Here is a 25629-nt window from a genome sequence, read left to right as displayed (position 1 = left end):
CACCATGATCAAGGAATTCCGGCTCCCGGACCTGGGCGAGGGCCTCACCGAATCCGAAATCCTCAGCTGGAAGGTAGGCGTAGGCGACACCGTCAGCCTGAACCAGGTGATCGCCGAAGTGGAAACCGCCAAGGCAGTGGTGGAGCTTCCGTCGCCGTTCGCGGGGGTCGTCAAGGAACTCCACGAACAGCCCGGTTCCGTCGTGGAGGTTGGCAAGCCCATCGTGTCATTCGAAATACCGGACGACGGCGGCGCAGCGCCTCCGGAGTCAGCCGGCCTTTCGTCCGGCGCGGGTGAGCAGGCGGTGGAAACACCGAAACGCGAGCCAAACCTGGTAGGTTACGGCGCCGTCGTCGAAAGTTCCGGACGGCCCACCCGCCGCCCGCGGACCTTTGCGGCGGCGGACTCTCCGGAAACCGTGCCTGCCCCGGCAGTTGGGCCGCTCGAAACCAAACCGGTCGAAACGAAGCCGGTCGAAGCCAAGCCGGCCGAAGCCCGCCCCACCGAACGGCCCCGGTCCACGCCGCCGGTCCGGAAGCTGGCCAAGGACCTCGGCCTGGACCTGGCCCAGGTGACCGGCACCGGCCCCGGCGGGTTGATCACGCGGGAAGACGTCCATGAATTTGCCGGGCACGCGGCGGAACCGGCCGCGGTACCTTCCGCAGCCGGGGCAGGCCAGGTGGGGGAGCGGGAAACCAGGACTCCCATCAAGGGCGTCCGGAAGCACACTGCGGCGGCGATGGTGCGCAGTGCCTTCACCGCGCCACATGCCACGGAATTCCTCACCATTGATGTCACGCCCGGCGTCGAACTGTTGGACAAGCTTCGCGGCAGCAGGGAATTCTCCGGCATCAAGCTGACGCCGCTGACGCTGGCGGCAAAAGCGGTACTCGTCGCCCTCCGGCGCAGTCCAGCCCTGAATTCGCGGTGGGACGAGGAAAACCAGGAAATCGTCACGTACAACTACGTGAACCTGGGCATCGCCGCGGCTACGCCCCGGGGACTCACTGTCCCCAACATCAAGGACGCCGATGCGCTGTCCTTGCCGCAGCTCGCCCAGGCCCTGACAGCGCTCGCCGAGACGGCGCGGGCCGGCAAGAGCACCCCGGAGGACCTGTCGGGCGGCACCATTTCCATCACCAACATCGGCGTCTTTGGGATCGACGCAGGCACCCCGATCCTCAATCCAGGAGAGGCCGCCATCCTTGGATTGGGCGCTGTCCGGACCATGCCGTGGGAGTACCGCGGCGAGGTGGCGCTCCGCCAGGTCCTCACCCTGAGCCTGTCCTTCGACCACCGGCTGGTGGACGGTGAGCAGGGCTCGCGGTTCCTCGCGGACGTCGGCGCTGTCATGGCCGAGCCGGGGATGGTCCTGGCCATGGTTTAGCGGCCGCCACCCGCCCCCTGGCTCGGTTTACCCGGCTAGGGGGAGGGCGCGCTGTCCACCATCAGGGCGGCCAGCGCCATGCGCTCGAGCAGGGGGCGGGCAGCCCCTGCAGTGATCCGCCGGCCATGGCTGCGGACCGAATGCGGGGTGGAATTGATCAGGCCGAAGGTGGCGTGGGCCCGCATGCGGAGTTCCGCCGCGTCCAGGCCGGGATGGACCTTCGCCAGGACATCGACCCAGACCTCCACGTAGCTGCGCTGCAGGGTGCGGACCGCGGACTGGTCCTGTTCTGAGAGGTTGCTGAAGTCCCGGTCCTGCACCCGGATGACGTCCGGCTTGCCGAGCGCGAAGTCCACCTGGAACTCCACCAGGCGACGCAGCGCGGCAAGGGGATCGGCATTGCCCGCCACCACCTGGCGTCCCCCGTCCAGCAGTTCCTGGCTCACGGTCACCAGCAGGTCGGCCAGGACTGCCTGCTTGCCGGAAAAGTGGCGGTAGACGGCGGGCCCACTCACGCCGGCGGCAGCGCCCAGGTCCTCAAGGGACACGCGGTTGAAGCCATTGAGCGCGAACAGCGCAGCCGCAGCAGAGAGCAAGGCCTGCCGCCGGTTTTCCTTGGCCTTGCCGCGCTGCGTTGTGGGCGTCTGGGCTGTGGGGGTCTGGGTTGTGGGGGCCTGCACGGCAGGTGCCGGCCCCACTGTATTGCTGGACACTTCTCCTCCTCGGACCCGCAGATTCTAGCAAGGACGCCTGGTGTTGGACATCACAGTTAATCGAGACTAACCTGAATTTCAGTTATGAGTGACTAACCGAGTTGGCTGCAGGCCAGCCCGGCCCGGACAGGAACGGATCGTCAATGGAGACCCTGGTCAGCCGGCTCGACACGGCAAGCGAGTCCTTCCGCGCCAACCGGGAGGCTCAGCTGTCCCTGGCCGAAGACCTGCGGAAGAAACTGGCGGACGCCGCCCTGGGCGGCCCGCAAAAGTCGCGGGACCGCCACGTCGCCCGCGGCAAGCTGCTCCCGCGGGACCGGATCGACCAGTTGCTGGATGACGGCAGCCCGTTCCTGGAAATTGCCCCCCTTGCCGCCAACGGGATGTACAACGACGAGGCACCCGGTGCGGGCGTCATTGCCGGCATCGGCCTGGTGCACGGCCGGCAGGTCCTGGTCATCTCCAACGACGCCACCGTCAAGGGCGGCACCTACTACCCGATGACCGTCAAGAAGCATCTGCGCGCCCAGGAGATCGCACTGGAGAACCGGCTGCCCTGCATCTACCTGGTGGATTCGGGCGGTGCCTTCCTGCCCAAGCAGGATGAGGTATTTCCCGATAAGGAGCACTTCGGCCGGATCTTCTACAACCAGGCGCGGTTGTCCGCAGCCAAGGTTCCGCAGATCGCCGCCGTCATGGGGTCCTGTACCGCCGGCGGCGCCTATGTGCCCGCCATGAGCGACGAAACCGTGATCGTCCGCAACCAGGGCACCATCTTCCTGGGCGGCCCGCCCCTGGTGAAAGCGGCGATCGGGGAGATCGTCACGGCCGAGGAACTCGGCGGCGGCGAGGTCCACTCCAGGGTTTCAGGGGTGACGGACCACCTTGCCGAAAACGACGAACACGCCCTGCAGATCATCCGCGACATCGTCGCCACCCTACCGCCCCCGGCGCCGCCCGCCTGGCAGGTGGAACCCGCCGTCGAGCCCGCCGCGGACCTGGAAGGGCTGTATGGCGCCGTGCCCACGGACGTCAACGCACCCTACGACGTCCATGAGGTCATCGCCCGGCTCGTGGACGGCAGCAGGTTCCACGAGTTCAAGAAGGACTACGGTTCAACCCTCGTCACCGGGTTCGCCCGGATCCACGGCCACCCCGTCGGGATCGTGGCCAACAACGGCGTGCTCTTCAGCGAGTCCTCGCTCAAGGGCGCGCACTTCATCGAATTGTGCGACCAGCGCGGCATCCCGCTGCTGTTCCTGCAGAACATCTCCGGATTCATGGTGGGCAGGGACGCCGAACAGGGCGGCATCGCCAAGAACGGGGCCAAGATGGTGACGGCCGTTGCCACCGCCCGCGTCCCCAAGCTGACGGTGGTGATCGGGGGTTCCTTCGGCGCCGGCAACTACTCCATGTGCGGGCGGGCCTACTCGCCACGGTTCCTGTGGATGTGGCCGGCAGCCCGGATCTCGGTGATGGGCGGGAACCAGGCGGCCAGCGTGCTGGCCACCGTGAAGCGGGACCAGTACGAAGCAGCGGGGGAGGAATGGGCGGCCGATGATGAGGAAGCGTTCAAGGCCCCCATCCGGCAGCAGTACGAGGAGCAGGGCAGCCCCTACTATTCCACCGCCAGGCTCTGGGATGACGCCGTGATCGATCCCGCGGACACCCGCACCGTCCTGGGCCTTGCCCTTGACGTCGTGTCCCGCACGCCCCTGCCCGAAACCTCCTTCGGCCTCTTCCGGATGTGAGCAAGCCATGACTATGCAGACCCAGGCGGACGCGTCCGCCAGCCAGGCCGGCGCCTCCGGCCAACCGTTGTTCAGCGCCGTCCTGGTGGCAAACCGCGGCGAAATTGCGTGCCGCGTCATCCGGACCCTGCGCCATCTGGGAATCCGCTCGGTGGCCGTCTACAGCGATGCCGACGCCGGCGCGCGCCATGTGCGTGAAGCCGACACTGCCGTCCGGATCGGCCCGGCCGCCGCTGCGGACAGTTACCTCAGCATCGACGCGATCCTCGAGGCATGCCGGCGCACCGGAGCCGAGGCGGTGCATCCCGGGTACGGCTTCCTGAGCGAGAACGCCGACTTCGCCCGCGCCCTGGAAGAAGCCGGCATCACCTTTATGGGCCCCGGCGTGGAGGCCCTGAACGTCATGGGCGACAAGATCCGTGCCAAAAACCACGTGGCCGGCTACGGCGTCCCGGTGGTCCCGGGCATCGCCAGGCCTGGCATGACGGACAGTGAACTGGTTGAGGCGGCTGCCGCCGTCGGCTTTCCGCTCCTGATCAAGCCCTCCGCTGGTGGTGGCGGAAAGGGCATGCACGTGGTGGAAAGGCCTCAGGACCTGCCGGCAGCGCTGGTAACTGCCCGAAGGGTGGCGGCCGCCGCTTTCGGTGACGACACCCTCTTCCTGGAACGCCTTGTCACCACCCCGCGGCACATCGAAGTACAGGTCCTGGCGGACAGCCACGGCAATGTCATCCACCTCGGCGAGCGCGAATGCTCCCTCCAGCGCCGCCACCAGAAAGTCATCGAGGAAGCCCCGTCGCCGCTGCTGGAAGGCCTTCCCAACGGCTCCGAGGTCCGTACGCGGATCGGCGAGGCCGCCTGCAACGCCGCCCGCAGCGTGAACTACACGGGGGCGGGGACCGTGGAGTTCCTGGTTTCCGATGACGCGCCGGACGAGTTCTTCTTCATGGAGATGAACACCCGGCTGCAGGTGGAACATCCGGTCACCGAGATGGTCACTGGACTGGACCTAGTGGAATGGCAGGTCCGGATCGCGGCCGGTGCCGAACTGTCGCTGGGGCAGGCCGACGTCGAACTCGCCGGCCACGCTGTGGAGGCACGGGTCTACGCCGAGGTGCCGGAGAAAAACTTCCTCCCGTCCACCGGAACGGTGCTCGTACTGGATGAGCGTCCGCAGGGCGCGGAGGGCCGGATCCGGGTGGACTCCTCCCTGGTGGAAGGCCTGGAACTTTCGGCCAACTACGATCCCATGATCTCCAAGGTGATCGCCTGGGGTGAAGACCGACAGGCCGCGCTCGCCGCCTTGGACGACGCTTTGGCCAGCTATACGGCACTCGGCATCGACACCAACGTCGAGTACCTGCGGCTGCTGCTCAACGACCCCGACGTCCGGGCCGGGCACCTGGACACAGGCTTGATCGAGCGGAAGCTGCCGGCACTGGAGTTCCGGCGTACCGGCGAAGCGGAGCTGGTGGCCGCCGCGTTGCATGCCCTCAGCATGGAAGCGCAGAACAGTCCGGCACCGGAAAGCGGCCCTTGGCAGGGCAGGAGCGGCTGGCGGCTCGGAGTCCCGGCGCCGCGCCGCATCAGCCTGAGAACACCCGACGGCGGTGTGGCCACCGTGCAGGTCAGCGGCAGCTTCAACGGGGGAGGCGAGGCCTTGGTGGCGGTCGACGGCGGTGCACAGCGGAGTGCGTCGCTGCACTGGTCCAGCCGGCGAAGCCTCCAACTCAACCTTGGTGGCCAGCGACGGACATACAGGCTGGCACCGGTCCTCCCGGTAACGGCCACGCCACCGCGGGACAACGCACTGCCCGGCATGCCCACACACCTCTTCCTCGGCAGCGAAGGCTGGTCCTGCCGGCTGGACATCCTCAGCCGCGAAGCCAGGCTGGAACGCGTCCTCGCCGAGGTCCAGCGGGAAGAAGGCTCCGCCGACCCGGAGGTGCGCTCGCCGATGCCGGGCACCGTCGTGGCCGTCCCGGTCAGCGAAGGGGACACGGTCGAAGCCGGGGAGGTGCTGGTCTCTGTGGAGGCCATGAAGATGGAGCACCACCTGGTGGCACCCCTGGCCGGGACAGTGCACCTCAGTGCACGGACCGGGGATCTGGTGAAGGCCGACCAGGTGCTGGCCACCATCCACCCCCACCGCGCGGAAGCGCATGCAGACACGCAGGAAAACGACGGCGAAGGAGCCTGACGATGACCGGATCCGAACTCAGCGGGGAATACCAGGACCTCAGCGACACCGTCCGCGACTTTGCGGACAACGTGGTGGCGCCGGTATCCGCGAAACACGACGAGGAGCACAGCTTCCCGTACGAAGTCGTCAAGCAGATGGCGGAGATGGGCCTGTTCGGCCTGCCGTTCCCAGAGGAATACGGCGGCATGGGCGGGGACTACTTCGCCCTGGCGCTGGCGCTGGAGCAGCTTGGCCGGGTGGACCAGTCCGTGGCCATCACACTGGAGGCCGGGGTTTCGCTGGGCGCCATGCCTGTGTACCGCTTCGGCACCGACGCCCAGAAGCAGGAATGGCTGCCCATGCTCGCGTCCGGCCAGGCGCTCGCCGGCTTTGGCCTCACCGAACCGGAGGCAGGCTCGGATGCCGGCGGCACCAAGACCCATGCGCGCGTGGAAGGCGGCCAGTGGGTGATCAATGGCAACAAGGAGTTCATCACCAACTCGGGAACGGACATCACGCGGCTGGTCACCGTCACTGCTGTCACCGGGCAGAAAGACCGCGAAGACGGGACCGCCCAGAAGGAAATTTCCACCATCCTGGTGCCCACGGATACGCCCGGCTTCAAGGCGGAGAAGCCGTACAACAAGGTGGGCTGGAACGCCTCCGACACCCACCCGCTGACGCTGAAGGACGTCCGCGTTCCCGAGGCGAACCTGCTGGGCGAACGGGGCAGGGGTTATGCCAACTTCCTGTCCATCCTGGACGAGGGCCGGATCGCCATTGCCGCCCTGGCCACCGGTGCTGCCCAGGGCTGCGTGGACCTGTCCGTCAAATACGCCCGGGAGCGGCGGGCCTTCGGGCAGGAAATCGGCAAGTACCAGGCGGTGTCCTTCAAGATCGCGCGCATGGAAGCGAGGGCCCACACGGCACGGCTGGCCTACTACGATGCGGCGGCGCGCATGCTCGCCGGGAAGCCGTTCAAGACGCAGGCGGCCATCGCTAAGATGGTCGCAGGCGAGGCGGCCATGGACAACGCGCGGGATGCCACCCAGGTATTCGGCGGCTATGGCTTCATCAACGAGTTCACCGTGGCACGCCACTACCGCGACTCCAAGATCCTTGAAGTGGGGGAGGGCACCACGGAGGTCCAGCTGATGCTGATCGCCCGCGAACTGGGGTTGTAACGGTTCGCAGCACGCAGGACTGTAGCCGGCCTGAAAGGATCAAGGATGATTGACAAGGTTGTTGCCAGCGCCGAGGAAGCAGTCGCGGACATCCCGGACGGCGCCTCGCTGGCCGTGGGCGGGTTTGGCCTGTGCGGAATCCCGGTGGCCCTGATCGACGCCCTGCACCGGGCCGGCACGTCCGGGCTGGAAACCGTCAGCAACAACTGCGGCGTTGATGACTGGGGCCTCGGCATCCTGCTCCGCGACGGCCGCATCCGCCGCACCATCAGCTCCTACGTGGGCGAGAACAAGGAGTTTGCCCGCCAGTACCTTGCCGGTGAGCTCGAGGTGGTGCTCACCCCGCAGGGCACGCTGGCGGAAAAGCTGCGGGCCGGGGGCGCCGGCATTCCGGCGTTCTACACCAAGGCGGGGGTGGGCACGCAGGTGTCCGACGGCGGCCTGCCGCAGAAGTACGACGCCCACGGCGGCATCGCGGTTGCCTCCGCCCCCAAGGAAGTCAGGTCCTTTGGCGGCGTGGACTACGTCCTCGAAGAATCCCTCACCCCCGACTTTGGGCTGGTGCACGCCTGGAAGGGCGACCGGCACGGCAACCTCGTCTTCCACGCCACCGCCATGAACTTCAACCCGCTGTGCGCGATGGCCGGGCGCATCACCATCGCCGAGGTCGAAGAACTGGTTGAACCCGGCGAGCTCGACCCGGAGCACATCCACACCCCCGGCATCTTCGTCCAGCGGGTGGTCCTGGCACAGAACGGCGAGAAGAGGATTGAAAAGCGTACGGTAGCCCTCACCCGGCAGGCAGGAGCATAGCGATGGATCCGAACAGCCCCGAAGCACCCCGCCCGGAAGCAGTCCGGCCCGAATATCGGCGCGCCGCCTCCCAGCACGACGCCCCCGGGGACGGGAGGGACACGACGGAAACCAAGGGCTGGACCCGCAACGAACTGGCGGCCCGGGTGGCCAAGGAACTCCACAACGGCCAGTACGTAAACCTCGGCATTGGGATGCCCACCCTGATCCCCAACTACATCCCCGCCGGCGTCGAAGTGGTGCTGCACTCCGAAAACGGAATCCTCGGCGTCGGGCCCTACCCTGCGGATGACGCCGTCGACCCTGACCTGATCAACGCCGGCAAGGAAACGGTGACGGTGAACAAGGGCGCGGCCTTCTTCGACTCCGCAGCTTCCTTCGGCATGATCCGCGGCGGCCATGTGGACGTCGCCGTCCTCGGCGCGATGGAGGTGGCCCAGAACGGCGACCTCGCCAACTGGATGATCCCCGGCAAGATGGTCAAGGGCATGGGCGGGGCCATGGATCTGGTGTTCGGTGCCAAGAAGGTGATCGTGATGATGGAGCACGTGGATCGCAACGGAAACCCCAAAATCGTGCGGGAATGCTCGCTGCCGTTGACGGGGAAGGGGTGCGTGGACCGCATCATCACCGACCTCGCCGTGATCGACGTCGTCCAGGACCAGTCCGGCCCGCGCCTGGTCCTGCGCGAACTGGCGCCCAACGTTTCGGCGGAGGACGTGGCCGCCGCCACCGGTGCGGACCTGTTCGAGGAAGACCAGGAACTGACGGTATGACGCACGGGGTTTCCACGGGGCCGGCCGCCGGGAAGGGCGACGCCGGCCCCCGGGTCATCGAGCAGCGCGGGCTGTACTTCGACGAGCTGGAGGAGGACGTCATCTATGCGCACCGCCCCGGCCGGACGGTGACCGAAACCGACAATGTCCTGTTCACCACCCTCACGATGAACACCCAGGCGCTGCACTTGGACGCAGCCTGGAGCGCCGCGCAGCCTTTCGGCCAGCGGCTGGTGAACTCCATGTTCACCCTGGCCACGATGGTGGGCCAGTCCGTCACACAGCTGACCCAGGGGACCATCATCGCCCAGCTCGGCCTGACCGACGTCTCCTTCCCGAGCCCTCTCTTCCACGGCGACACCCTCTACACCGAGACGGTAGTCACGGGCAAGCGGCTTTCCGCCTCACGCCCCGGCCAGGGCATCGTGACCATGGAGCACACCGGCCGCAACCAGGACGGAACGGTGGTGGCACGGGCCACCCGCAGTTGCCTCATGTGGACCCGGGAGGCACACAGGGAGGCACATCCCGGCCAAAACACCGGAGAATAGCCTTATGACCTTCGTGATGGGCCCTGCCCTCCTCTTCTGCCCCGCCGACCGTCCCGAGCGCTACCAGAAAGCCGCCGCCCGGGCGGACGCCGTGATCCTGGACCTTGAAGACGCGGTGGCGCCCGGAGACAAGCAGCGCGCCCGCGGCGCGATCCTCGCCCAGTTGGGGACTACCGGCGTGGAACCGGAGCTTGAGCCCAGCTGCACCATCGTCAGGGTCAATCCGGTGGGCACGGAGGACTTCGAAAAGGACCTGCACTGCCTCGCGCACACGCCCTACCGCACGGTGATGCTTGCCAAAGCCGAGAGCGCCGAACAACTCAAGGCACTTGAGGGCTACCAGGTGATCGCGCTGTGCGAAACGGCGCTGGGGGTGCTGAACGCCCCCGCCATCGCGGCCGCCCCCAATGTGGTGGGCCTGATGTGGGGCGCCGAGGACCTGCTGGCCACGCTCGGCGGTACCTCCAGCAGGAAGGACGACGGCGGCTACCGGGCCGTGGCGCTGCACGCACGTTCGTCTGTGCTGCTGGCCGCCCGCGCCCATGGCAAGGAAGCGGTGGACGCGGTCTACACCAACATCCCCGACCTGGACGGGCTGGCCGGGGAAGCTGCCGACGCTGTCGCCTCCGGGTTTAGCTCCAAGGCGTGCATCCATCCCAGCCAGGCGGCGGTGGTCCGCAAGGCCTACGCGCCCTCCGAAGCGGAGGTCGCGGCCGCTGCCGCTCTCCTGGAAGCCGCGGAGGCAGCCGGATCCGGGGTCTTCCAGCACGAGGGGAAGATGATCGACGGCCCCATCCTCAAGCATGCCCAGGAGATCATCCGCCGGGCCCAAGGGATGGGCTAGGCCGCCTTACCCCAGCCGCTTGGACCGGCGCAGCGACGACGGCGGGATCGGCTCGTACAGCAGCGTGCGCACCCAGCGGTTGCCGGTTTCCCGGAATTCCTGGCGGGTGGCAAAGCGGTAGTGGAAGCTGCGCACGCGCACCCAGCGGGGCGCCTCGCCGTCGAACGGGTCATGCCGGAGCAGCCGCAGCACCTGACGGTCCGCCTCCAGCAGCTTGCCGAGGAAGGCGTAGAACCAATCCTCGTGCACGCTGCGCAGCGGCAGGAACCACATCAGCCAGTCCAGGCGCAGGTGGTAGGGCGCCCACTGCCGTGGCAGCCGCCGCACGTCGCCGGGCTTTCCCTTGAAGCCGTACTCCCGCCAGTCCGAGGAGTCATCCGGGTCTTCATCGAACGTGCCTTCCACCACGATCTCGATCCGCTGCTTCGTCACGGTGCCGAAGGCACCGTAGGTGTTGACCAGCTGCCAGCGGTTGAAGCTGGCGTTCATCAGCTGGCGGCGGGAGAACAGGTTCCGCAGCGGCCAGTAGCTCAGGACCAGCAGCAGCACGGTGGCGGCCAATGTGATGGCCACCCACCACAACGGGGTGTCCCGGTCTGCTCCCGCGTGCCAGTCTGCGGGAACCGCCGGGATCACCGCGTGGGCCACCGGATCGCTGACTGCGGCAAACGCCAGCACGATCGCGATCCAGTTCAGCCAGGCGAAGTTGCCGCTTGCCACCAGCCACAACTGGGTGACGATGACGACCGCTGCCGCGACGCCGGCCACCGGCTGGGGCGCGAACAGGAAGAAGGGAACCACCAGTTGCGCGAAGTGGTTGCCCACGACTTCGATGCGGTGCAGCGGCTTGGGCAGCAAGTGCGCCTGGCGGCTGAGCGGCCCCGGCATGGGTTGGGTCTCGTGGTGATAGTACAAGGCCGTCAGGTCCCGCCACTCCCGGCCGCCGCGGATCTTGATCATGCCCGCCCCAAACTCCAGACGGAACACCAGCCACACAATCAGGATGAGGATGGTCCGCGGCGGGTCGGTCTGGTTCGAGCCCAGGAAACCCACAGTGAAGCCTGCTTCCAGGAGCAGCATCTCCCAGCCGAAACCGTAGAACGTCTGGCCCACGTTCACGATGGACATGTACAGCAGCCACAGGGCCAGGAAGGCGATCAGCGGAACCCATGGCGGCCCCAGCTGCGGGATGCCGGCCACCAGCAGCGCCGAGACCACCAGGCCGACGGCGCAGACACCGCGCAGCAATGCGTCGGAATACCGCCAGCGGAACAGAGTGGGGCGGCGCAGGCGGCTGAAGCCGGCAAGGAACTCCGGAACCGGAAGCAGGCCGCGCTCACCGAGCAGGGCAGGGAATTGGTTGAGCGTGGAGAGGAACGCGACGAAGTACAGCGCAGCCACCCCGCGCTGCAGTACCTGCCGCGCAAATTCATATTCCGGCGCATCAAACCAGGAGAGCCAGTCCACGAAAACCACGTTACGCCGGGCGGCCCTGTGGTCAAGGAGCAGGTCAAGGAGCGGTTTTGGCGCGGCAGGCCCGGATCGGTGCGGGATACTTAATCAATGCAGCCACGCAGAATCGTCCTCCTCGGATCCACCGGTTCCATCGGCACGCAGGCGATTGACGTCGTCGACGGCGCCCCGCACCTTTTCGAGGTGGTGGCACTCAGTGCCGGCGGCGGCAACCTGGAGCTGCTGGCCCGGCAGGCTGTCCACACCGGGGCCGCCGCCGTCGGCATCGCCGGCGGTGATCCAGCCCAGCTTGAAGCGCTCATCGCTGATGCGGCGACGGCAGCCGGACGCCGCGGCTACCGGCCGGAGATCATTTCCGGCCCGGACGCTTCCACCCGGATCGCTGCGGTTCCGGCGGACGTGGTGCTCAACGGCATCACCGGTTCCATCGGACTGGCTCCCACGCTGGCGGCCTTGCAGGCCGGGGCCACCCTGGCGCTGGCCAACAAGGAGTCACTGATCGTGGGTGGCAGCCTGGTCAAGGCGGCAGCCCGGGACGGCCAGATCGTTCCCGTGGACTCGGAACATTCGGCGATCGCCCAGTGCCTGCGCTCCGGCACCGCCGGCGAAGTAGAAAAACTCGTCCTCACCGCGTCCGGCGGCCCCTTCCGCGGCCGCAGCCGGGATGCGCTCCACGAGGTCACCCCGCAGGAGGCACTGGCCCACCCCACCTGGGACATGGGCGTCATGGTCACCACCAACTCCGCCACCCTGGTCAACAAGGGCCTGGAAGTCATCGAGGCGCACCTGCTGTTCGATATCCCGCTGGACCGGATCGACGTGGTGGTCCATCCCCAGTCCGTAGTCCACTCCATGGTCCAGTTCATCGACGGCTCGACCATAGCGCAGGCCTCCCCGCCGGACATGCGCCTGCCCATCGCCCTGGGGCTCGGCTGGCCGCACCGGGTGGCAAACGCCGCCCCGGCGTGTGACTGGACCCAGGCGGCCACCTGGACCTTCGAGCCCCTCGACGTGAAGGCATTTCCCGCCGTGGACCTGGCAAAGGATGCCGCCCGGCAGGGCAGCACCTTCCCCGCGGTCTTCAACGCGGCCAACGAGGAAGCGGTGACGGCGTTCCACGCCGGCCGCATCAGGTTCACCGACATCGTGGATACGGTGGAGGGCGTGCTCAGCGAACATTCAGGTTCCTCCGGGCTGACAGTGGAATCCGTGCTGGATGCTGAAAGCTGGGCACGCGCCCGCGCCCATGAACGTTTAGCAGTCAGCAGTCTCTAGGAAGCAGCAGCACCTCCATGACCCCTGTCCTACTTTTCATCCTCGGTGTCGTCTTCGTGGCGATCGGCATCGCTGTGTCCATCGCCCTGCACGAGGTGGGCCACCTGGTGCCGGCCAAGCTCTTCAAGGTGCGCGTCACCAAATACATGATCGGCTTCGGACCCACGCTCTGGTCCCGGCGGAAAGGCGAAACGGAGTACGGCGTCAAGGCCGTTCCGCTCGGGGGCTACGTCTCCATGATCGGCATGTACCCGCCGAACAAGGAAGACGGAACCGTCCGGCCCTCCAGCACCGGCATGTTCCAGACCCTGGCCACCGAAGCCCGCTCCATGGCGCACGAGGAGGTGGGGCCGGGTGACGAAAAGCGTGTGTTCTACCGCCTGCCGGTCTGGAAGAAGATCATTGTGATGCTCGGCGGCCCGGCCATGAACATGGTCCTCGGCCTGATCCTGACCGCCGTGCTGCTGATGGGCTTTGGCGTTGCCACGGCCACCACCACCATCGCCGACGTCTCCAAGTGCCAGGTGGCGGCGGGCGAGACCGTCGACCCGGATTCGGCCGACTGCCAGCTGACGCCCGCGGCGGCCGCAGGGCTCAAGCCCAGCGACACCATCACCTCCTTTGATGGCAAGACTGTCACCAGCTGGGCGCAGCTGACCGAATGGATCCGTGCCTCGGCCGGGCGCGAGGTGGCCATTACCGTGGAACGCGACGGTGCTGCCGTGTCCACCACGGTGACCCCGGTCCTCTCGGCCCGGCCGGTGATGGGACCCGACGGACGGCAGGCCACTGACGCCGCCGGCACCCTGCAGTACCAGGACGTAGGCTTCCTGGGCATCGGCGCGCAGACCGCGCTGGTGCCCCAGCCGGCGTCGTCCGTCCTGCCCATGGCGGGGGAGAACATCCGGCAGGTGGCCGGCGTGGTCTTCAACCTGCCGGCCCGCGTGGTGGGCGTGGCGAAGGCAGCCTTCAGCGAAGAACCGCGGGACCCCAACGGCCCCATCAGCGTGGTGGGCGTGGGCCGCGTGGCAGGGGAGGTGGCAGCCATGGAGGCGGTGCCGCTGCAGTCCCGGGTGGCGACGCTGGTGGGCCTGCTGGCCGGCCTCAACTTCGCCCTCGCCGTCTTCAACCTGATTCCGTTGCTCCCGCTTGATGGCGGCCACGTTGCCGGAGCACTCTATGAGGGCGCGCGGCGGCAGGTGGCAAAGCTGCGCGGCCGGCCGGACCCGGGGGCCTTCGACATCGCCAAGCTCCTGCCTGTCACCTATGTCGTGGCAGCCCTGCTGATGGGCATGAGCGTGCTGCTGATCTACGCGGACATCGTCAAGCCCGTCAATCTTTTCGGCTAGTCAGCCCGCAACGGTTGATATGAATATATCAGTCAATTTTGATTGATTATGAACAATCAGCCGGATATGGTTGATGAATGTTCGTTATGACCATCGACCAGCGGGGCAGCACCGGGGACGTGGACAGGGTCCCGGACCTCCTCTCCGAACTGGCCGCCCTCGACCTGCCGCAGGTGGCACGGCCCGCCTTCGAGCGGTCGGTGGGGGATGAGGTGCAGGGTGTGGTGCAGGATGCCGCCGCCGTAGTAGCCATCGCACTGCAGGCCCTTCGAGGAGGGCGATGGTATGTGGGAATCGGCGTCGGAACTGTCTCCCTGCCCGCGTTGGCCAGCCCGCGCGAGGGCACGGGAACGGCGTTCGTTGCTGCTCGGAAGGCCGTCGAACTGGCCAAGGCTGCCGGCTCCCAGGTCCCGTTGTCGGTGGTCGGCGGCACTATTGCCCGTGAAGCAGGGGGAGCGGCGGTGGAGGAGGTGGTGCAGGCGTGTGCCAACGCCGAAGCGGTGCTGCGGCTGCTGGGCCGGCTTGTCCAGGAACGCACCGAGGCCCAGTGGCGGGTGGTGGATGCGCTGCGCCGCCAAGGCCCTGGCCGGCACGGAAGCCAGAAGCAGGTGGCACTGGAACTTGGAATCACCGAGCAATCGGTGAGCCGTACCGTGCTCCGCTCCGGATGGCAGGAAGAATGGGCGGCACGGCCTGCCGCCGCCATGCTGCTGGAACATGCCGATTCCCTCATCCCCGGCGCAGGGGCATAAGGGCCGCCGCTCCGTGGCGGAGTGGATGACAACCCTGGAGGAGGAGTCCAATGGACGCACTGTGGATTGCTGCCGCCCTGGTGGTTGCCGGCTTCGCCGGCTGGCCCGTCACCGCGCTGGTGTTCAAGCTCGCCAGGACCATAGATGACAAGGCGGACGCCGCCAAAGCTGCCGAAGAAGCCCGCCGGGCAGCGGAAGACCCCGCCGCGGACGTCACAGTCGGCCCCGCCTCCAGCGAACCCGCCGACGCAGGCCACCTGGACTCCGGCGGCCAGTCCGTGGACAGCGAGCTGACGGTGCAGCCCGGCCAGCCGGCGTCGGGCACTCCCGCCGGGGCAGCCACCGCCCACGGCCAGCGCATCCTGCGCGGCGGAGCCATCATCGGGATGCTGGAGCGGCTGGGAGTCTGCCTGGCCATCCTCACCGGCCAGCCCGTGGCCATCGCCTACATTGTGGCCATTAAAGGCCTGGGCCGGTTCGCCGAGCTCAAGGAAACGCCCGTGGCCGCTGAACGCTTCATTATCGGGACACTCGCCTCGATGCTGTGGGCGGCAGGAACGGCCGCCGCGGTCAAGGTCCTGTTCCTGCGCTGAGCCGCCCTTGGGCGCTGGGCACGTGCCGCCGGATACGTGCGAAGCCGGCCATGGCGATAGGGTAGCCGTATGACAGTTTTTGCCGTTGAGTATGTTTATGCCGCCAACTCCACCGAAGCCCGCAACGAGATCCGGCCCGCGCACCGCGAGTGGAGCGGCAACCTGGCGCAGGACGGCGTCATCCTGGCCAGCGGCCCCTACGGTGACGGTGCCGGCGCCCTGCTGATCTTCAAGACCGCAGACGAGGCCACGCTCAACTCAATCCTCAAGCAGGATCCCTACGCAGCAGTTGACGTCATCGCCGGAATCCGCATCACCGAATGGTCGCCGGTGATCGGGATGTTCGCCGGGCTCGCCGCGTAGCCGCCGCCTCCATACCGCTTCAACTCAAGGAGTCCACGTGACCTCGGTCAGCCTGGGAATGCCGTCAGCACCGCCGCCCGTCCTTGCCCCGCGCCGCAAGACGCGCCAGATCAAGGTCGGCTCAGTGGGGGTCGGGTCCGATTACCCCATCAGCGTGCAGTCCATGACCACCACGCCCACCACGGACATCAATGCCACCCTGCAGCAGATCGCTGAGCTGACGGCTTCCGGTTGCGACATTGTCCGCGTGGCCTGCCCCTCTGCGGACGACGCGGAGGCGCTGCCCATCATTGCCCGGAAGTCACAGATCCCGGTGATCGCGGACATCCACTTCCAGCCCAAGTACGTTTTCGCCGCCATTGAGGCCGGCTGTGCCGCCGTCCGGGTGAACCCGGGAAACATCCGGAAGTTTGACGACCAGGTGAAGGAGATCGCCGCCGCCGCAAAGGATCACGGCACCTCCATCCGCATCGGCGTCAACGCCGGATCCCTCGAACCCGGCATCCTCAAGAAGTACGGCAAGGCCACTCCCGAGGCGCTGGTCGAATCGGCCGTCTGGGAAGCTTCGCTCTTCGAGGAGCACGGCTTCCACGACTTCAAGATCTCGGTCAAGCACAACGATCCCGTAGTCATGGTGGCCGCATACGAGATGCTTGCCGAAAAGGGTGACTGGCCGCTGCACCTGGGCGTCACCGAGGCCGGACCGGCGTTCCAGGGCACCATCAAGTCCGCCACAGCCTTCGGCGCCCTCCTCTCCCGCGGCATCGGCGACACCATCCGCGTCTCGCTGTCGGCGCCCCCGGTGGAAGAGATCAAGGTCGGAAACCAGATCCTCCAGTCCCTGAACCTGCGCCCGCGCAAGCTGGAAATCGTCTCCTGCCCGTCCTGCGGCCGCGCCCAGGTGGACGTGTACACGCTCGCAGAGCAGGTCACCGCCGGCCTGGAAGGCATGGAGATCCCGCTGCGCGTTGCGGTCATGGGCTGCGTCGTGAACGGTCCGGGCGAAGCCCGCGAGGCCGACCTCGGTGTTGCCTCCGGAAACGGCAAGGGACAGATCTTTGTGAAGGGTGAAGTCATCAAGACTGTCCCTGAGAGCGCGATTGTTGAGACACTGATCGAAGAGGCCATGCGTATCGCGGAAGAGATGGGGGAGGCCGATGGCGAAGATGCTGTCAAGGGTAGCCCCGTGGTTAGCGTCTCGTAGGGACGTCCCGGACCCTGCGGGGCTTTCCGTCCGTACACTCGACGGCCAGGATACCGATGCGCTGAAGCTGCTGGCGCAGCAGGACCCGGTGGCCAACGTGTTCATCCTGGCCCACTTGCGGGCTACGGGCACCGCTGCACCAACCAGCGGCGGCGCAGGGATCATCGGCATTTTCGACGACGGCATCCTTTCGGGTGCCTGTTGGGCCGGGGCCAACCTGGTCCCGGTCCAGCTGGACCCGGCCCTCGCACCCCTCATAGCGGAGGCGGCCAACAGTTCAGGCCGCCGCTACGCCTCAGCCTTCGGCCCCGCGGAGGCCGTCCTCGCCATCAACGCAGAACTGGCGGAACTGGGCCACCGTGCGCACGAAGTCCGCGATGACCAGCCGCTGATGGTCATCGACGAACCTCCCCGGGTGCAGCCCAACCCGGGGCTGGGCCACGGAAACCTGGCCGACTTCGACCGCATCCTCCCGGCGTGCGCAGCCATGTTCGAGGAGGAAGTGGGCTATTCGCCGTACCTTGGCGGCAGGGAGTTCTACAGCCGCCGGGTGGAAGGCCTCATCCGGCAGGGCCATTCCCTCGTCCACCTTAACGACGCCCGTGAGGTGGTGTTCAAGGCCGAGCTCGGGGCTGTCACCGCGGACGTCACCCAGGTCCAGGGCGTGTGGATGAACCCGCTCTTCCGCGGCCAGGGGCTGAGCTCCGGCTACATGTCCGCCGTGGTGGAACAGGCGCAGAAGATTGCCCCCATCACGAGCCTGTACGTCAACGGCTTCAACACCAGGGCGCGGTCCACCTATGAGCGGGTGGGCTTCCGCCAAGTGGGCACCTTCGCTACGGTCCTCTTCTAGTTGCCCTGCCTCTAGTTGCCCTGCCGCCGCAATGGCTTCGATCCCGCTTTTGAAAACTACTTGTCAAACGTGTGCGCGATCACATAGGTTCGTTCTAGCTGCGCTGGAAGTGGGGTGGGCGGTCTCACCAGTCCTCACCAGTACTCAGGCGATAACGGCGTTGAGCCACGCCCGGATGCGATGACCAGCCTCTTTGGGGGGCCAGGGGCTTTGTTATTCCGGGCGTGGCTCTACTGTTTCCCAGGCCTGTCTCCCGGCCCGGGCCGGCCGGCGGGAGTCCGTGGCAGAGCCGCGGTGCCGGTAGATTAGTACCCAGACGAATTGTCCGGCCCTGCTGACCCAGCACTTCCCCAGAAACGGATACCACCCGTGGTCCTACGCCTGTCCCAGCTTTTCCTGCGCACGCTGCGCGAAGATCCCGTCGACGCCGAGGTCGCCAGCCACAAGCTCCTCGTCCGCGCCGGCTACATCCGCCGTGCTGCCCCTGGAATCTACACCTGGCTCCCGCTGGGGCTGAGCGTCCTGCGCAAGGTCGAGCAGGTGATCCGCGAGGAGATGGCTGCCATCGGTGCCCAGGAGGTGCACTTCCCGGCGCTGCTGCCCCGCGAGCCCTACGAGGCCACCAACCGTTGGACCGAATACGGTGAGGGACTCTTCCGCCTCCAGGACCGCAAGGGCGCCGACTACCTGCTGGCCCCCACGCATGAGGAAATGTTCACCCTCCTGGTCAAGGACCTCTACTCGTCCTACAAGGACCTGCCGCTGAGCCTCTACCAGATCCAGAACAAGTACCGCGACGAGGCACGCCCCCGGGCCGGCCTCCTGCGCGGGCGCGAATTCATCATGAAGGATTCCTACTCCTTCGACGTCGACGACGCCGGCCTGGACGCCAGTTACGCCGCCCACCGCGCCGCGTACCTCAAGATCTTCGAACGGCTCGGACTCGAAGTGGTCCCCGTGGCAGCCACCGCCGGGGCCATGGGCGGTTCCAAGAGCGAAGAGTTCCTCTTCCCCACCGAGATCGGGGAGGACACCTTCGTCCGTTCCGCCGGCGGCTACGCAGCCAACGTCGAAGCGGTCACCACCGTTGTCCCCGCGGACATCGACTTCAGCAACGCCCCGGCCGCCGAGGTCCTGGACACCCCGGACACGCCCACCATCGAAACCCTTGTCAGCGCGTCCAACCAGATTGCCCCCCGGGCAGAGTCCGACGGCGGTGCATGGACTGCCGCGGACACGCTCAAGAACGTGGTCCTCGCCGTCACGCTGCCCACCGGTGAGCGCCAGCTGGTGGTCATCGGCGTGCCGGGCGACCGCGGCGTGGACCTCAAGCGCGTCGAGGCGAACATTGGCGCCTTCCTCCCGGTCGCCGGCGAAATCGGGCTGGAGCAGGCGGGCGAGGAAGACCTCAAGAAGCAGCCGCTGATCGTCAAGGGCTACCTCGGCCCCGGCCTGTCCCTGGACGAGCCGCTCCTCGGCGCCAAAAGCGCCACCAACCTGCTGTACCTGGTGGACCCCCGCGTGGTCCGCGGCACCACATGGATCACCGGCGCCAACGAGGCGGGCAAGCATGTCTTCGGCCTGGTGGCCGGCCGCGACTTCGGCTGGGACGGCGTGATCGAATGCACCGAGGTCCGCGCCGGTGACCCCTCACCTGACGGCTCCGGCCCCCTGGAAACGGCGCGCGGCATCGAAATGGGCCACATCTTCCAGCTTGGCCGCAAGTACGCCGAAGCGCTGGACCTGAAGGTCCTGGACCAGAACGGCAAGCAGGTCGTCGTCACCATGGGCTCCTACGGCGTGGGCGTCACCAGGGCCGTCGCTGCCCTGGCCGAAGCCAACCACGACGACCGCGGCCTGGTCTGGCCGCGCGCCGTCGCCCCGGCCGACGTGCACGTGGTGGCGGTAGGGCGCGGCGAGGAAATCTTCGAAGCCGCCGAAAAGCTTTCCACGGAACTCGAAGCGGCCGGCCTGGATGTCATCTATGACGACCGGCCCAAGGTTTCGCCCGGCGTGAAGTTCGGTGACGCGGAACTCGTCGGCGTGCCCACCATCCTGGCCGTCGGGCGCGGCCTGGTGGACGGCGTGGTGGAAATCAAGGACCGCCGCAGCGGACAAGCCGAGAACATCGAGGTGGACAAGGCTGTTGACTACGTGGTCAACGCCGTTCGCAACCAGTGACCTCCGGCTTCGAATCGATCCAGCTCACCACCATCATCCTGATCGTGGTGGCCGGATTCGCTGCAGGGTGGATTGATGCGGTGGTGGGCGGCGGAGGACTGATCCAGCTGCCCGCCCTGCTGCTGGTGCCGGGCATTGCGCCGGTCCAGGCCCTGGCAACGAACAAGATGGGGTCCATCTTCGGGACCGCCACCAGCGCCGCCACGTACTATCGGCGCGTGGGTCCCGACCTGCGCACGGCCGTACCGATGGCGGTCATAGCGCTTGCGGGAAGTTTCGGCGGTGCCACATTGGCCGCCACCCTTCCCGCGGGGGTGTTCAAGCCCATCATCGTGGTGGCCCTGGTCGCCGTCGCGCTTTTCACCGCGCTCAGGCCAAGCGTCGGGGAGCTGACGGCGCTCCGGCACGACGGGCACAAGCACTACGTTGTCGCCTGCCTGATCGGTGCCGTGATCGGCTTTTACGACGGCCTGATCGGACCTGGCACCGGCTCGTTCCTGGTCATCGCCCTGGTGTCCGCCATGGGCTATGCCTTCCTGGAGGCCAGCGCCAAAGCAAAGATTGTCAACATGGCAACCAACGCGGGGGCCCTGCTGTTCTTCCTGCCGCACGGTTCCATCCTGTGGGGCATCGGGCTGCTGCTTGGCGGGGCAAATATGGCCGGCGGCTACCTGGGTGCCCGCACCGCCGTGAAGCAGGGCAGCAGGTTCGTCCGGGTGGTCTTCCTGCTGGTCGTTGCGGCCCTGATCGTGAAGCTCGGTTACGACGTCTGGCAGGAAAACTTCTCCTGACCCGCCCGCCGCAGTGGTCCCGGCAAAGTGGTCCTCGTGGCTTGTCCGGGCCCGGCGTAGCATGCAGGTATGTCACACGGCGACGACGAGTACGCCCGGGCCCTCGCGGCCGCGGCACGCCATTCGGAAGCCTGGCTGCATAGCCTTCCGGACCGCCCAGTGGGGCCCCGCAGCAACGCATCGGAACTCGCCGCGGTGTTCGGCGGCCCACTGCCTGCCTCGGGGATGCCGGCCGCGGACGTCATCGAGTTCCTGGCCCGGGAAGCCGAACCGGGACTGATGGCCATGCCCTCCGGCCGCTTTTTCGGCTGGGTCATCGGTGGCACCCTGCCGGCGGCCCTCGCCTCGGACTGGCTGGTCAGCGCCTGGGACCAGAACGCGGCCATGCGCTACGCCACCCCCGCCACAGCAGCCATCGAGGACAGTGCCGGAAAGTGGCTGCTGGAACTGCTGGGGCTGCCCGGCGGGTGCGACGTCGGCTTCGTCACCGGGGCCACCATGGCCAACTTCACCGGGATGGCCGCCGCCCGCTGGCGGCTCCTGGCTGACGCCGGGTGGGACCTGGACCGGGACGGGCTGTCCGGCGCGCCACGAATCCGCTGCTTCGTAGGCCGGGAAAGGCACGACACGGTCGACCTGGGCCTCCGGTACCTGGGCCTCGGAAAGCCAACCCAGGTGGACGCCGACGGGCAGGGCCGCCTGCTTCCCGCCGCGCTCGATGCTGCCCTCGCTGCCGGCACGGGCCCCGCCCTGGTGTGCCTCCAGGCCGGCAACCTGCACTCCGGCGCCTTCGACCCGTTTGCCGAGGCGATCGCCGTCGCACGCAAACACGGCGCGTGGGTCCACATCGATGGGGCCTTCGGGCTCTGGGCCGCCGCTGCACCCGGACTGCGCCACCTCACGGAGGGCTACGAGGAAGCCGACTCGTGGGGAACTGACGCCCACAAGACCCTGAACGTGCCCTACGACTGCGGGATCGCCGTCGTCCGGGACCCATCGGCGCTGCGCGCCGCCATGAGCCTGCACGCGAGCTACCTGGTGCACGAGGGGGAAGGCCCCGGCGATCCGTTCGAGAAGGTCCCCGAACTGTCCAGAAGGGCGCGGGGCGTGCCCGTGTGGGCCGCCCTCAAGAGCCTCGGCAGGGACGGCGTGGCTGCCCAGGTGGCGGGGCTGGCAGCTGCTGCCTCCGCGATCGCCGAAGGGCTGGGAGCCCTGGACGGCGTGGAGGTGCTCAACGACGTCGGCTACACCCAGGTGTGCGTCGCCTTCGGCGATGACGCCACCACCCGTGCGGTCACCGCGCGGATCATCGGGGAGGGGCGGGTCTGGATGTCCGGCTCGCACTGGCGGGACCGCGACATCCTCCGGGTTTCCGTGAGCAACTGGCACACGGCAGGCGAGGAAGTCGGCGCCGCCGTGGACGCCGTCCGGTCCGCACTGGCCGCGGTGCGCGGAACCTGATTACTGCCCGGGCTCCGGCAGCGCGTGGGCGTGCGGCAGACCCTCCACGGTCCGGCCGGTGAGGGTGCTGGCCACCCAGAGCGAGCGGGCCAGGTCCCCGGGGTGGCCGTGCGCTGCCGACCACAGGGCGTTGTCCACCTCCCTGGCGATGGCCCACTGCCGCGACACTTCCGGATCGAGGCCGGCGGCGGCGCTGAAGTCACGGCAGCGCCGGAGCAGGCCCTTGCCGGGCTGGCCCGCCGGCAGGTCCCGGAGGCGGTTCCACAGCAGCGGCGCCACCGCGAACTCGGGCTCGCCAATCATGGGTTGCGGGTCGATGGCGGCGTACCTGCCGGACGTTCCGCCCCCATCTTCGGCTGCCGGGGCACCTTCAACCGGCGGCGTGGGCCGTGCCAGGATATTGAGGAAATGCAGGTCGGTGTGCACCAGGACATCATGGGCTGAGCGCCGTCCCACCGCGCCACGGGTCTGGCAGACCTCCAGTGCCGCTTCCAGCAGCCAGCGCGGGAAGGGGCGGCCCAGCTGTTCCCACTCGGCCGGAAAGTCATCGCTCCACTGCTCGGCCCGGGCGGCGATGTGGCCAAACTCCTGCCACTCGGACCGGTGGTCCGGGGCCAGTCCCAGTTGCCGTACCAAGCTGCCCCAGACCTGGGCAGCCTCGTCCATCGGCAGCTCCGCCGCGGACCGGCCGGCGTCCAGGCGCTCGAGCAGCATGGAGCAGGCCTCGGCATCTGCTGCTACAAGTGACACCGCACCCCGCCCATCCCACAGTGCCAGCGCATGGCGTTCCAGTTTGGCTTCGTCGTGGGGAAAGGCAACCTTGAGCACTGCGGCACTTCCGTTGTCCCGGCGGACCGGAACCACGATGGCGCCATGGCCGTGCCACGGAACACTGCCGGGCGCCAGGTCAGCCGTGAGCCGCCACTGGTCCAGGCATTGCTGTACCAGCTCCGGAAGCAAGGAGAGCCAGGACCGTCCGGCGCTGCTGCCGGAGTACCGCGCCGACAGGCCAGCGGGAATGGGGATCAGGGGCAACACGCCTCAGACCACGCCCGAGGCGCCCAGCAGGTTGCCGATGATGAACGTCGCCGCGAGCGCCAGGGCGCCGCCCACCACTACCCGGACCGCAGCCCTGGTCCTTGAACCGCCGCCGATCCAGGCGCCCAGCGCCCCGGTCAGCGCCAGCGCCACCAGGACCGCAGCGAATGTCAGTGGTACCCGTATCTCCGGCGGGGGAAGAAGGATCGCCAGCATCGGCAGGACCGCGCCGATGGTGAAGGCGATGGCGGAGGCGAAGGCCGCATGCCACGGGCTGACGATGTCTGTCTCGTCGATATTGAGTTCGGCGGACAGATGCGCCGCGAGGGCGTCGTGCGCGGTCAGTTCTTCGGCCACCTTCGCTGCCGTCTCCGGGGTCAGCCCCTTCGCCTGGTAAATCGAAGTGAGCTCTGCCAGTTCTTCTTCCGGTTCCTCCGCCAGTTCCCGGCGTTCCTTGTCGATCAGGGCGCGCTGGCTGTCGCTCTGGCTGCTGACCGAAACGTATTCGCCCAGGGCCATGGAGACGGCGCCGCCCACTAGGCCTGCTGCGCCGGCGGCCAGGATGGGACCGGTGTCGGCCGTCGCGCCGGCTACGCCCACCACAATTGCCGCGACAGAGACGATGCCGTCATTTGCGCCCAGGACTCCCGCACGCAGCCAGTTCAACCGGTGCGCGATGTCGTTCCCGTGCGGTTCGGTGTCCAGATGGCGGTTCAGCCCGCGGGCGGCATCAGGTGTCCCGGCAGGCCCGGCCGGTTCGTATGGGTCCATGCCTCCAGCAAACCATTACGGCATGGCGGTCGCCACTCTCCGGGCAGCGGGTTCCGAAAGATTATTCCGGTGCGGCCGCTGCCCGGGTTGCCGCCGGGGAGGGAACCTGTGCCGGCCCGGAGGGAAGGTCTGGCAACTGGTCCACATCCAGACGAAGTCCGGGAACAGGCCCCGGGTCGGCGCCCCAGTGGGTGGCGCGGCCGGCTGCCGACTGCAGAGCCGCCAGCGCCCATGCCCGGACTGTCCCCTGCGAAAGTGCCACCAGATCGCCGTAGGCCGCCATTGTTGCCGCCTCAAGCCCGCCAAGGCCGGTTGCCGGCGCTGCCAGGAACTGGGCGTCCAGCGCGTACCCGGGCTGCTGCGGCGCGGCTGTTGCGCAGAGCAGGCGGAGCCGGGTTTCCGCTCCCTCCAGGAGGTCGTCGTGCTGCCCCAGGTAGGTCAGAGCAGTCCCCGCGTCGGCGGCAGCGAGGCGGGGGAGGGCCGCCTGGTAGCCATAGACCGCCTGCTGCTCCGCGGCCAAGGCGGCGGCCAGCGCCGCACCCGGCCCGGCGTCTCCCCGCCCGGCGCTGCCCGGCCCGGTGCTTTCGCCTGTGGGAACGGCAGGGCAGGAAGGACCTGTTTCGGCCGGATCAGGGACTGGCTCCGCTGGCCCCGGATCAGTTGGTGCCACCGGTGCTCCTGCCGCCGTGGCAAGCCGGGCGGCGGCCAGGAGCTGCGCGGTGCCCGTGCCGGCGAGAAGCCGGGCCATCCCGCCGTCGGCTTCCTGCGCGTCCTTGAGGCGTTTGTTGCCGCTGGCCACGAGTGCGCTGGCAAGGCCGCCCACCCCGTCCGGTGCGGATGCCGGTGCGGGTGCCGGCGGGCCGGACGCGGGGGTGGCGGAAGGGGATGCCGAAGCGGGCGCGGCGCTCCCTGTGCCCGCCTGCCCTTCCCCGGCAGCAGGGGGCAGCAAGGCCCTGGCCTGGATGGTCAGCAAGGTCACAACAGGGTCCACCGATGCGGCATCGGCGGTACGGACGGCCGCAAGTTCCAACCCCGCTGCCCGCAGGTCCATGGCGTCCTTCAGGGCGGCCGCGCGGGCCAGCTCGGTGAACGGCGGCTGCGCCGGGGCGGGCTTTTCAGCGGGAATGAGGGCGAAACCGAGGCTCAGGACAACCAGGGCTGCCAGCGAAAGGACGGCGTAGCGGACTCTGCGCATGCGGGGGCTGTTGTCCTGGCTGTCGTCTTTCACAACAGACCATGGTGCCACGGCGGCGGCAACCCGGTGCACCACGGGCCCGGTAAAATAGCTACGCTAGTAACACCACATCATCTATAGGGAGGCGGC

Annotated in this window: 23 protein-coding genes; 18 read left to right on the top strand and 5 right to left on the bottom strand. The window is 67.9% G+C overall.

Annotation, left to right across the window (positions count from 1 at the left end):
- Positions 1-4: 4 nt before the first annotated feature.
- A complete protein-coding gene (locus AC3IMC_RS09405) occupies positions 5-1387 on the top strand; it encodes a dihydrolipoamide acetyltransferase family protein (RefSeq protein WP_490918245.1) in 1383 nt (460 codons plus the stop codon).
- A 35-nt stretch (positions 1388-1422) separates the two neighbouring features.
- Here AC3IMC_RS09405 and AC3IMC_RS09400 read toward each other — a convergent pair whose 3' ends face one another.
- Positions 1423-2067, bottom strand: a complete 645-nt coding sequence (locus AC3IMC_RS09400; protein ID WP_490918402.1) for an SACE_7040 family transcriptional regulator — start codon at positions 2065-2067, stop codon at positions 1423-1425.
- Positions 2068-2243: 176 nt separating this feature from the next.
- Between AC3IMC_RS09400 and AC3IMC_RS09395 the strand changes: the two genes are divergently transcribed.
- The 7 genes from AC3IMC_RS09395 to AC3IMC_RS09365 are packed head-to-tail and all read left to right on the top strand — an operon-like array spanning position 2244 to position 10201.
- Positions 2244-3851, top strand: coding sequence for a carboxyl transferase domain-containing protein (locus tag AC3IMC_RS09395; RefSeq protein ID WP_490918244.1), 1608 nt, complete (start codon positions 2244-2246; stop codon positions 3849-3851).
- 7 nt (positions 3852-3858) lie between these two features.
- Positions 3859-6051 (top strand): acetyl/propionyl/methylcrotonyl-CoA carboxylase subunit alpha, encoded by a 2193-nt coding sequence (locus AC3IMC_RS09390; RefSeq protein ID WP_490918243.1) that lies wholly within the window; start codon positions 3859-3861, stop codon positions 6049-6051.
- Between the two features lie 2 nt (positions 6052-6053).
- Positions 6054-7217 (top strand): acyl-CoA dehydrogenase family protein, encoded by a 1164-nt coding sequence (locus AC3IMC_RS09385; RefSeq protein WP_490918242.1) that lies wholly within the window; start codon positions 6054-6056, stop codon positions 7215-7217.
- A 45-nt stretch (positions 7218-7262) separates the two neighbouring features.
- Positions 7263-8030: a CoA transferase subunit A gene (locus tag AC3IMC_RS09380; RefSeq protein ID WP_490918241.1), complete on the top strand. Its 768-nt coding sequence runs from the start codon at positions 7263-7265 to the stop codon at positions 8028-8030.
- A gap of 2 nt (positions 8031-8032) precedes the next feature.
- Positions 8033-8806 (top strand): CoA transferase subunit B, encoded by a 774-nt coding sequence (locus AC3IMC_RS09375; protein WP_490918239.1) that lies wholly within the window; start codon positions 8033-8035, stop codon positions 8804-8806.
- Positions 8803-9357 (top strand): MaoC family dehydratase, encoded by a 555-nt coding sequence (locus AC3IMC_RS09370; RefSeq protein WP_490918237.1) that lies wholly within the window; start codon positions 8803-8805, stop codon positions 9355-9357. Before AC3IMC_RS09375 ends, AC3IMC_RS09370 begins: the two co-directional genes overlap by 4 nt.
- A 4-nt stretch (positions 9358-9361) precedes the next feature.
- On the top strand, positions 9362-10201 hold the full coding sequence (locus tag AC3IMC_RS09365) for an HpcH/HpaI aldolase/citrate lyase family protein (RefSeq protein ID WP_490918236.1): 840 nt from the start codon (positions 9362-9364) through the stop codon (positions 10199-10201).
- A 6-nt stretch (positions 10202-10207) separates the two neighbouring features.
- On the opposite strand, the gene AC3IMC_RS09360 is transcribed toward AC3IMC_RS09365, so the two are convergent.
- A complete protein-coding gene (locus tag AC3IMC_RS09360) occupies positions 10208-11668 on the bottom strand; it encodes a lipase maturation factor family protein (protein WP_490918234.1) in 1461 nt (486 codons plus the stop codon).
- Between the two features lie 96 nt (positions 11669-11764).
- Between AC3IMC_RS09360 and dxr the strand changes: the two genes are divergently transcribed.
- From dxr to AC3IMC_RS09310, 10 genes are all read left to right on the top strand, one after another.
- Positions 11765-12949, top strand: coding sequence for a 1-deoxy-D-xylulose-5-phosphate reductoisomerase (dxr, locus tag AC3IMC_RS09355; RefSeq protein ID WP_490918233.1), 1185 nt, complete (start codon positions 11765-11767; stop codon positions 12947-12949).
- A 17-nt stretch (positions 12950-12966) separates the two neighbouring features.
- Positions 12967-14298, top strand: coding sequence for a M50 family metallopeptidase (locus tag AC3IMC_RS09350; protein WP_490918232.1), 1332 nt, complete (start codon positions 12967-12969; stop codon positions 14296-14298).
- Positions 14299-14375: 77 nt separating this feature from the next.
- Entirely contained in the window at positions 14376-15050 is a 675-nt protein-coding gene (locus tag AC3IMC_RS09345) for a MarR family transcriptional regulator (protein WP_490918231.1), read from the top strand.
- A 50-nt stretch (positions 15051-15100) separates the two neighbouring features.
- A complete protein-coding gene (locus AC3IMC_RS09340; protein ID WP_490918230.1) occupies positions 15101-15643 on the top strand; it encodes a hypothetical protein in 543 nt (180 codons plus the stop codon).
- A gap of 69 nt (positions 15644-15712) precedes the next feature.
- Entirely contained in the window at positions 15713-16006 is a 294-nt protein-coding gene (locus tag AC3IMC_RS09335; RefSeq protein WP_490918229.1) for a YciI family protein, read from the top strand.
- A 37-nt stretch (positions 16007-16043) separates the two neighbouring features.
- The gene (gene ispG / locus AC3IMC_RS09330; protein ID WP_142134593.1) at positions 16044-17210 is read left to right on the top strand and encodes a flavodoxin-dependent (E)-4-hydroxy-3-methylbut-2-enyl-diphosphate synthase; all 1167 of its coding nucleotides are present in this window, start codon (positions 16044-16046) and stop codon (positions 17208-17210) included.
- Positions 17173-18063 carry a GNAT family N-acetyltransferase gene (locus AC3IMC_RS09325; RefSeq protein WP_490918401.1) on the top strand — a complete coding sequence of 297 codons (891 nt, stop codon included), beginning with the start codon at positions 17173-17175 and terminating at the stop codon, positions 18061-18063. Before ispG ends, AC3IMC_RS09325 begins: the two co-directional genes overlap by 38 nt.
- Before the next feature lie 369 nt (positions 18064-18432).
- The gene (locus tag AC3IMC_RS09320; RefSeq protein WP_490918227.1) at positions 18433-20244 is read left to right on the top strand and encodes a proline--tRNA ligase; all 1812 of its coding nucleotides are present in this window, start codon (positions 18433-18435) and stop codon (positions 20242-20244) included.
- Complete coding sequence (locus tag AC3IMC_RS09315; protein WP_490918226.1) at positions 20241-21035, top strand: sulfite exporter TauE/SafE family protein; 795 nt, start codon at positions 20241-20243, stop codon at positions 21033-21035. The genes AC3IMC_RS09320 and AC3IMC_RS09315 overlap by 4 nt, the downstream gene beginning before the upstream one ends.
- 69 nt (positions 21036-21104) lie before the next feature.
- Complete coding sequence (locus tag AC3IMC_RS09310) at positions 21105-22496, top strand: pyridoxal phosphate-dependent decarboxylase family protein (RefSeq protein ID WP_490918224.1); 1392 nt, start codon at positions 21105-21107, stop codon at positions 22494-22496.
- Here the strand turns inward: AC3IMC_RS09310 and AC3IMC_RS09305 are convergent, their stop codons facing one another.
- The 3 genes from AC3IMC_RS09305 to AC3IMC_RS09295 all read right to left on the bottom strand — a co-directional run bounded on the left by AC3IMC_RS09305 (position 22497) and on the right by AC3IMC_RS09295 (position 25533).
- Positions 22497-23525: an aminoglycoside phosphotransferase family protein gene (locus AC3IMC_RS09305; RefSeq protein WP_490918400.1), complete on the bottom strand. Its 1029-nt coding sequence runs from the start codon at positions 23523-23525 to the stop codon at positions 22497-22499.
- A 12-nt stretch (positions 23526-23537) separates the two neighbouring features.
- Positions 23538-24305, bottom strand: a complete 768-nt coding sequence (locus AC3IMC_RS09300; RefSeq protein ID WP_490918222.1) for a VIT1/CCC1 transporter family protein — start codon at positions 24303-24305, stop codon at positions 23538-23540.
- Positions 24306-24366: 61 nt separating this feature from the next.
- Positions 24367-25533 (bottom strand): DUF4439 domain-containing protein, encoded by a 1167-nt coding sequence (locus tag AC3IMC_RS09295; protein ID WP_490918221.1) that lies wholly within the window; start codon positions 25531-25533, stop codon positions 24367-24369.
- Between the last annotated feature and the right edge of the window lie 96 nt (positions 25534-25629).

The organism is Arthrobacter sp. E70, from assembly GCF_058266945.1.
This window is presented reverse-complemented; position numbering and strand designations above follow the sequence as displayed.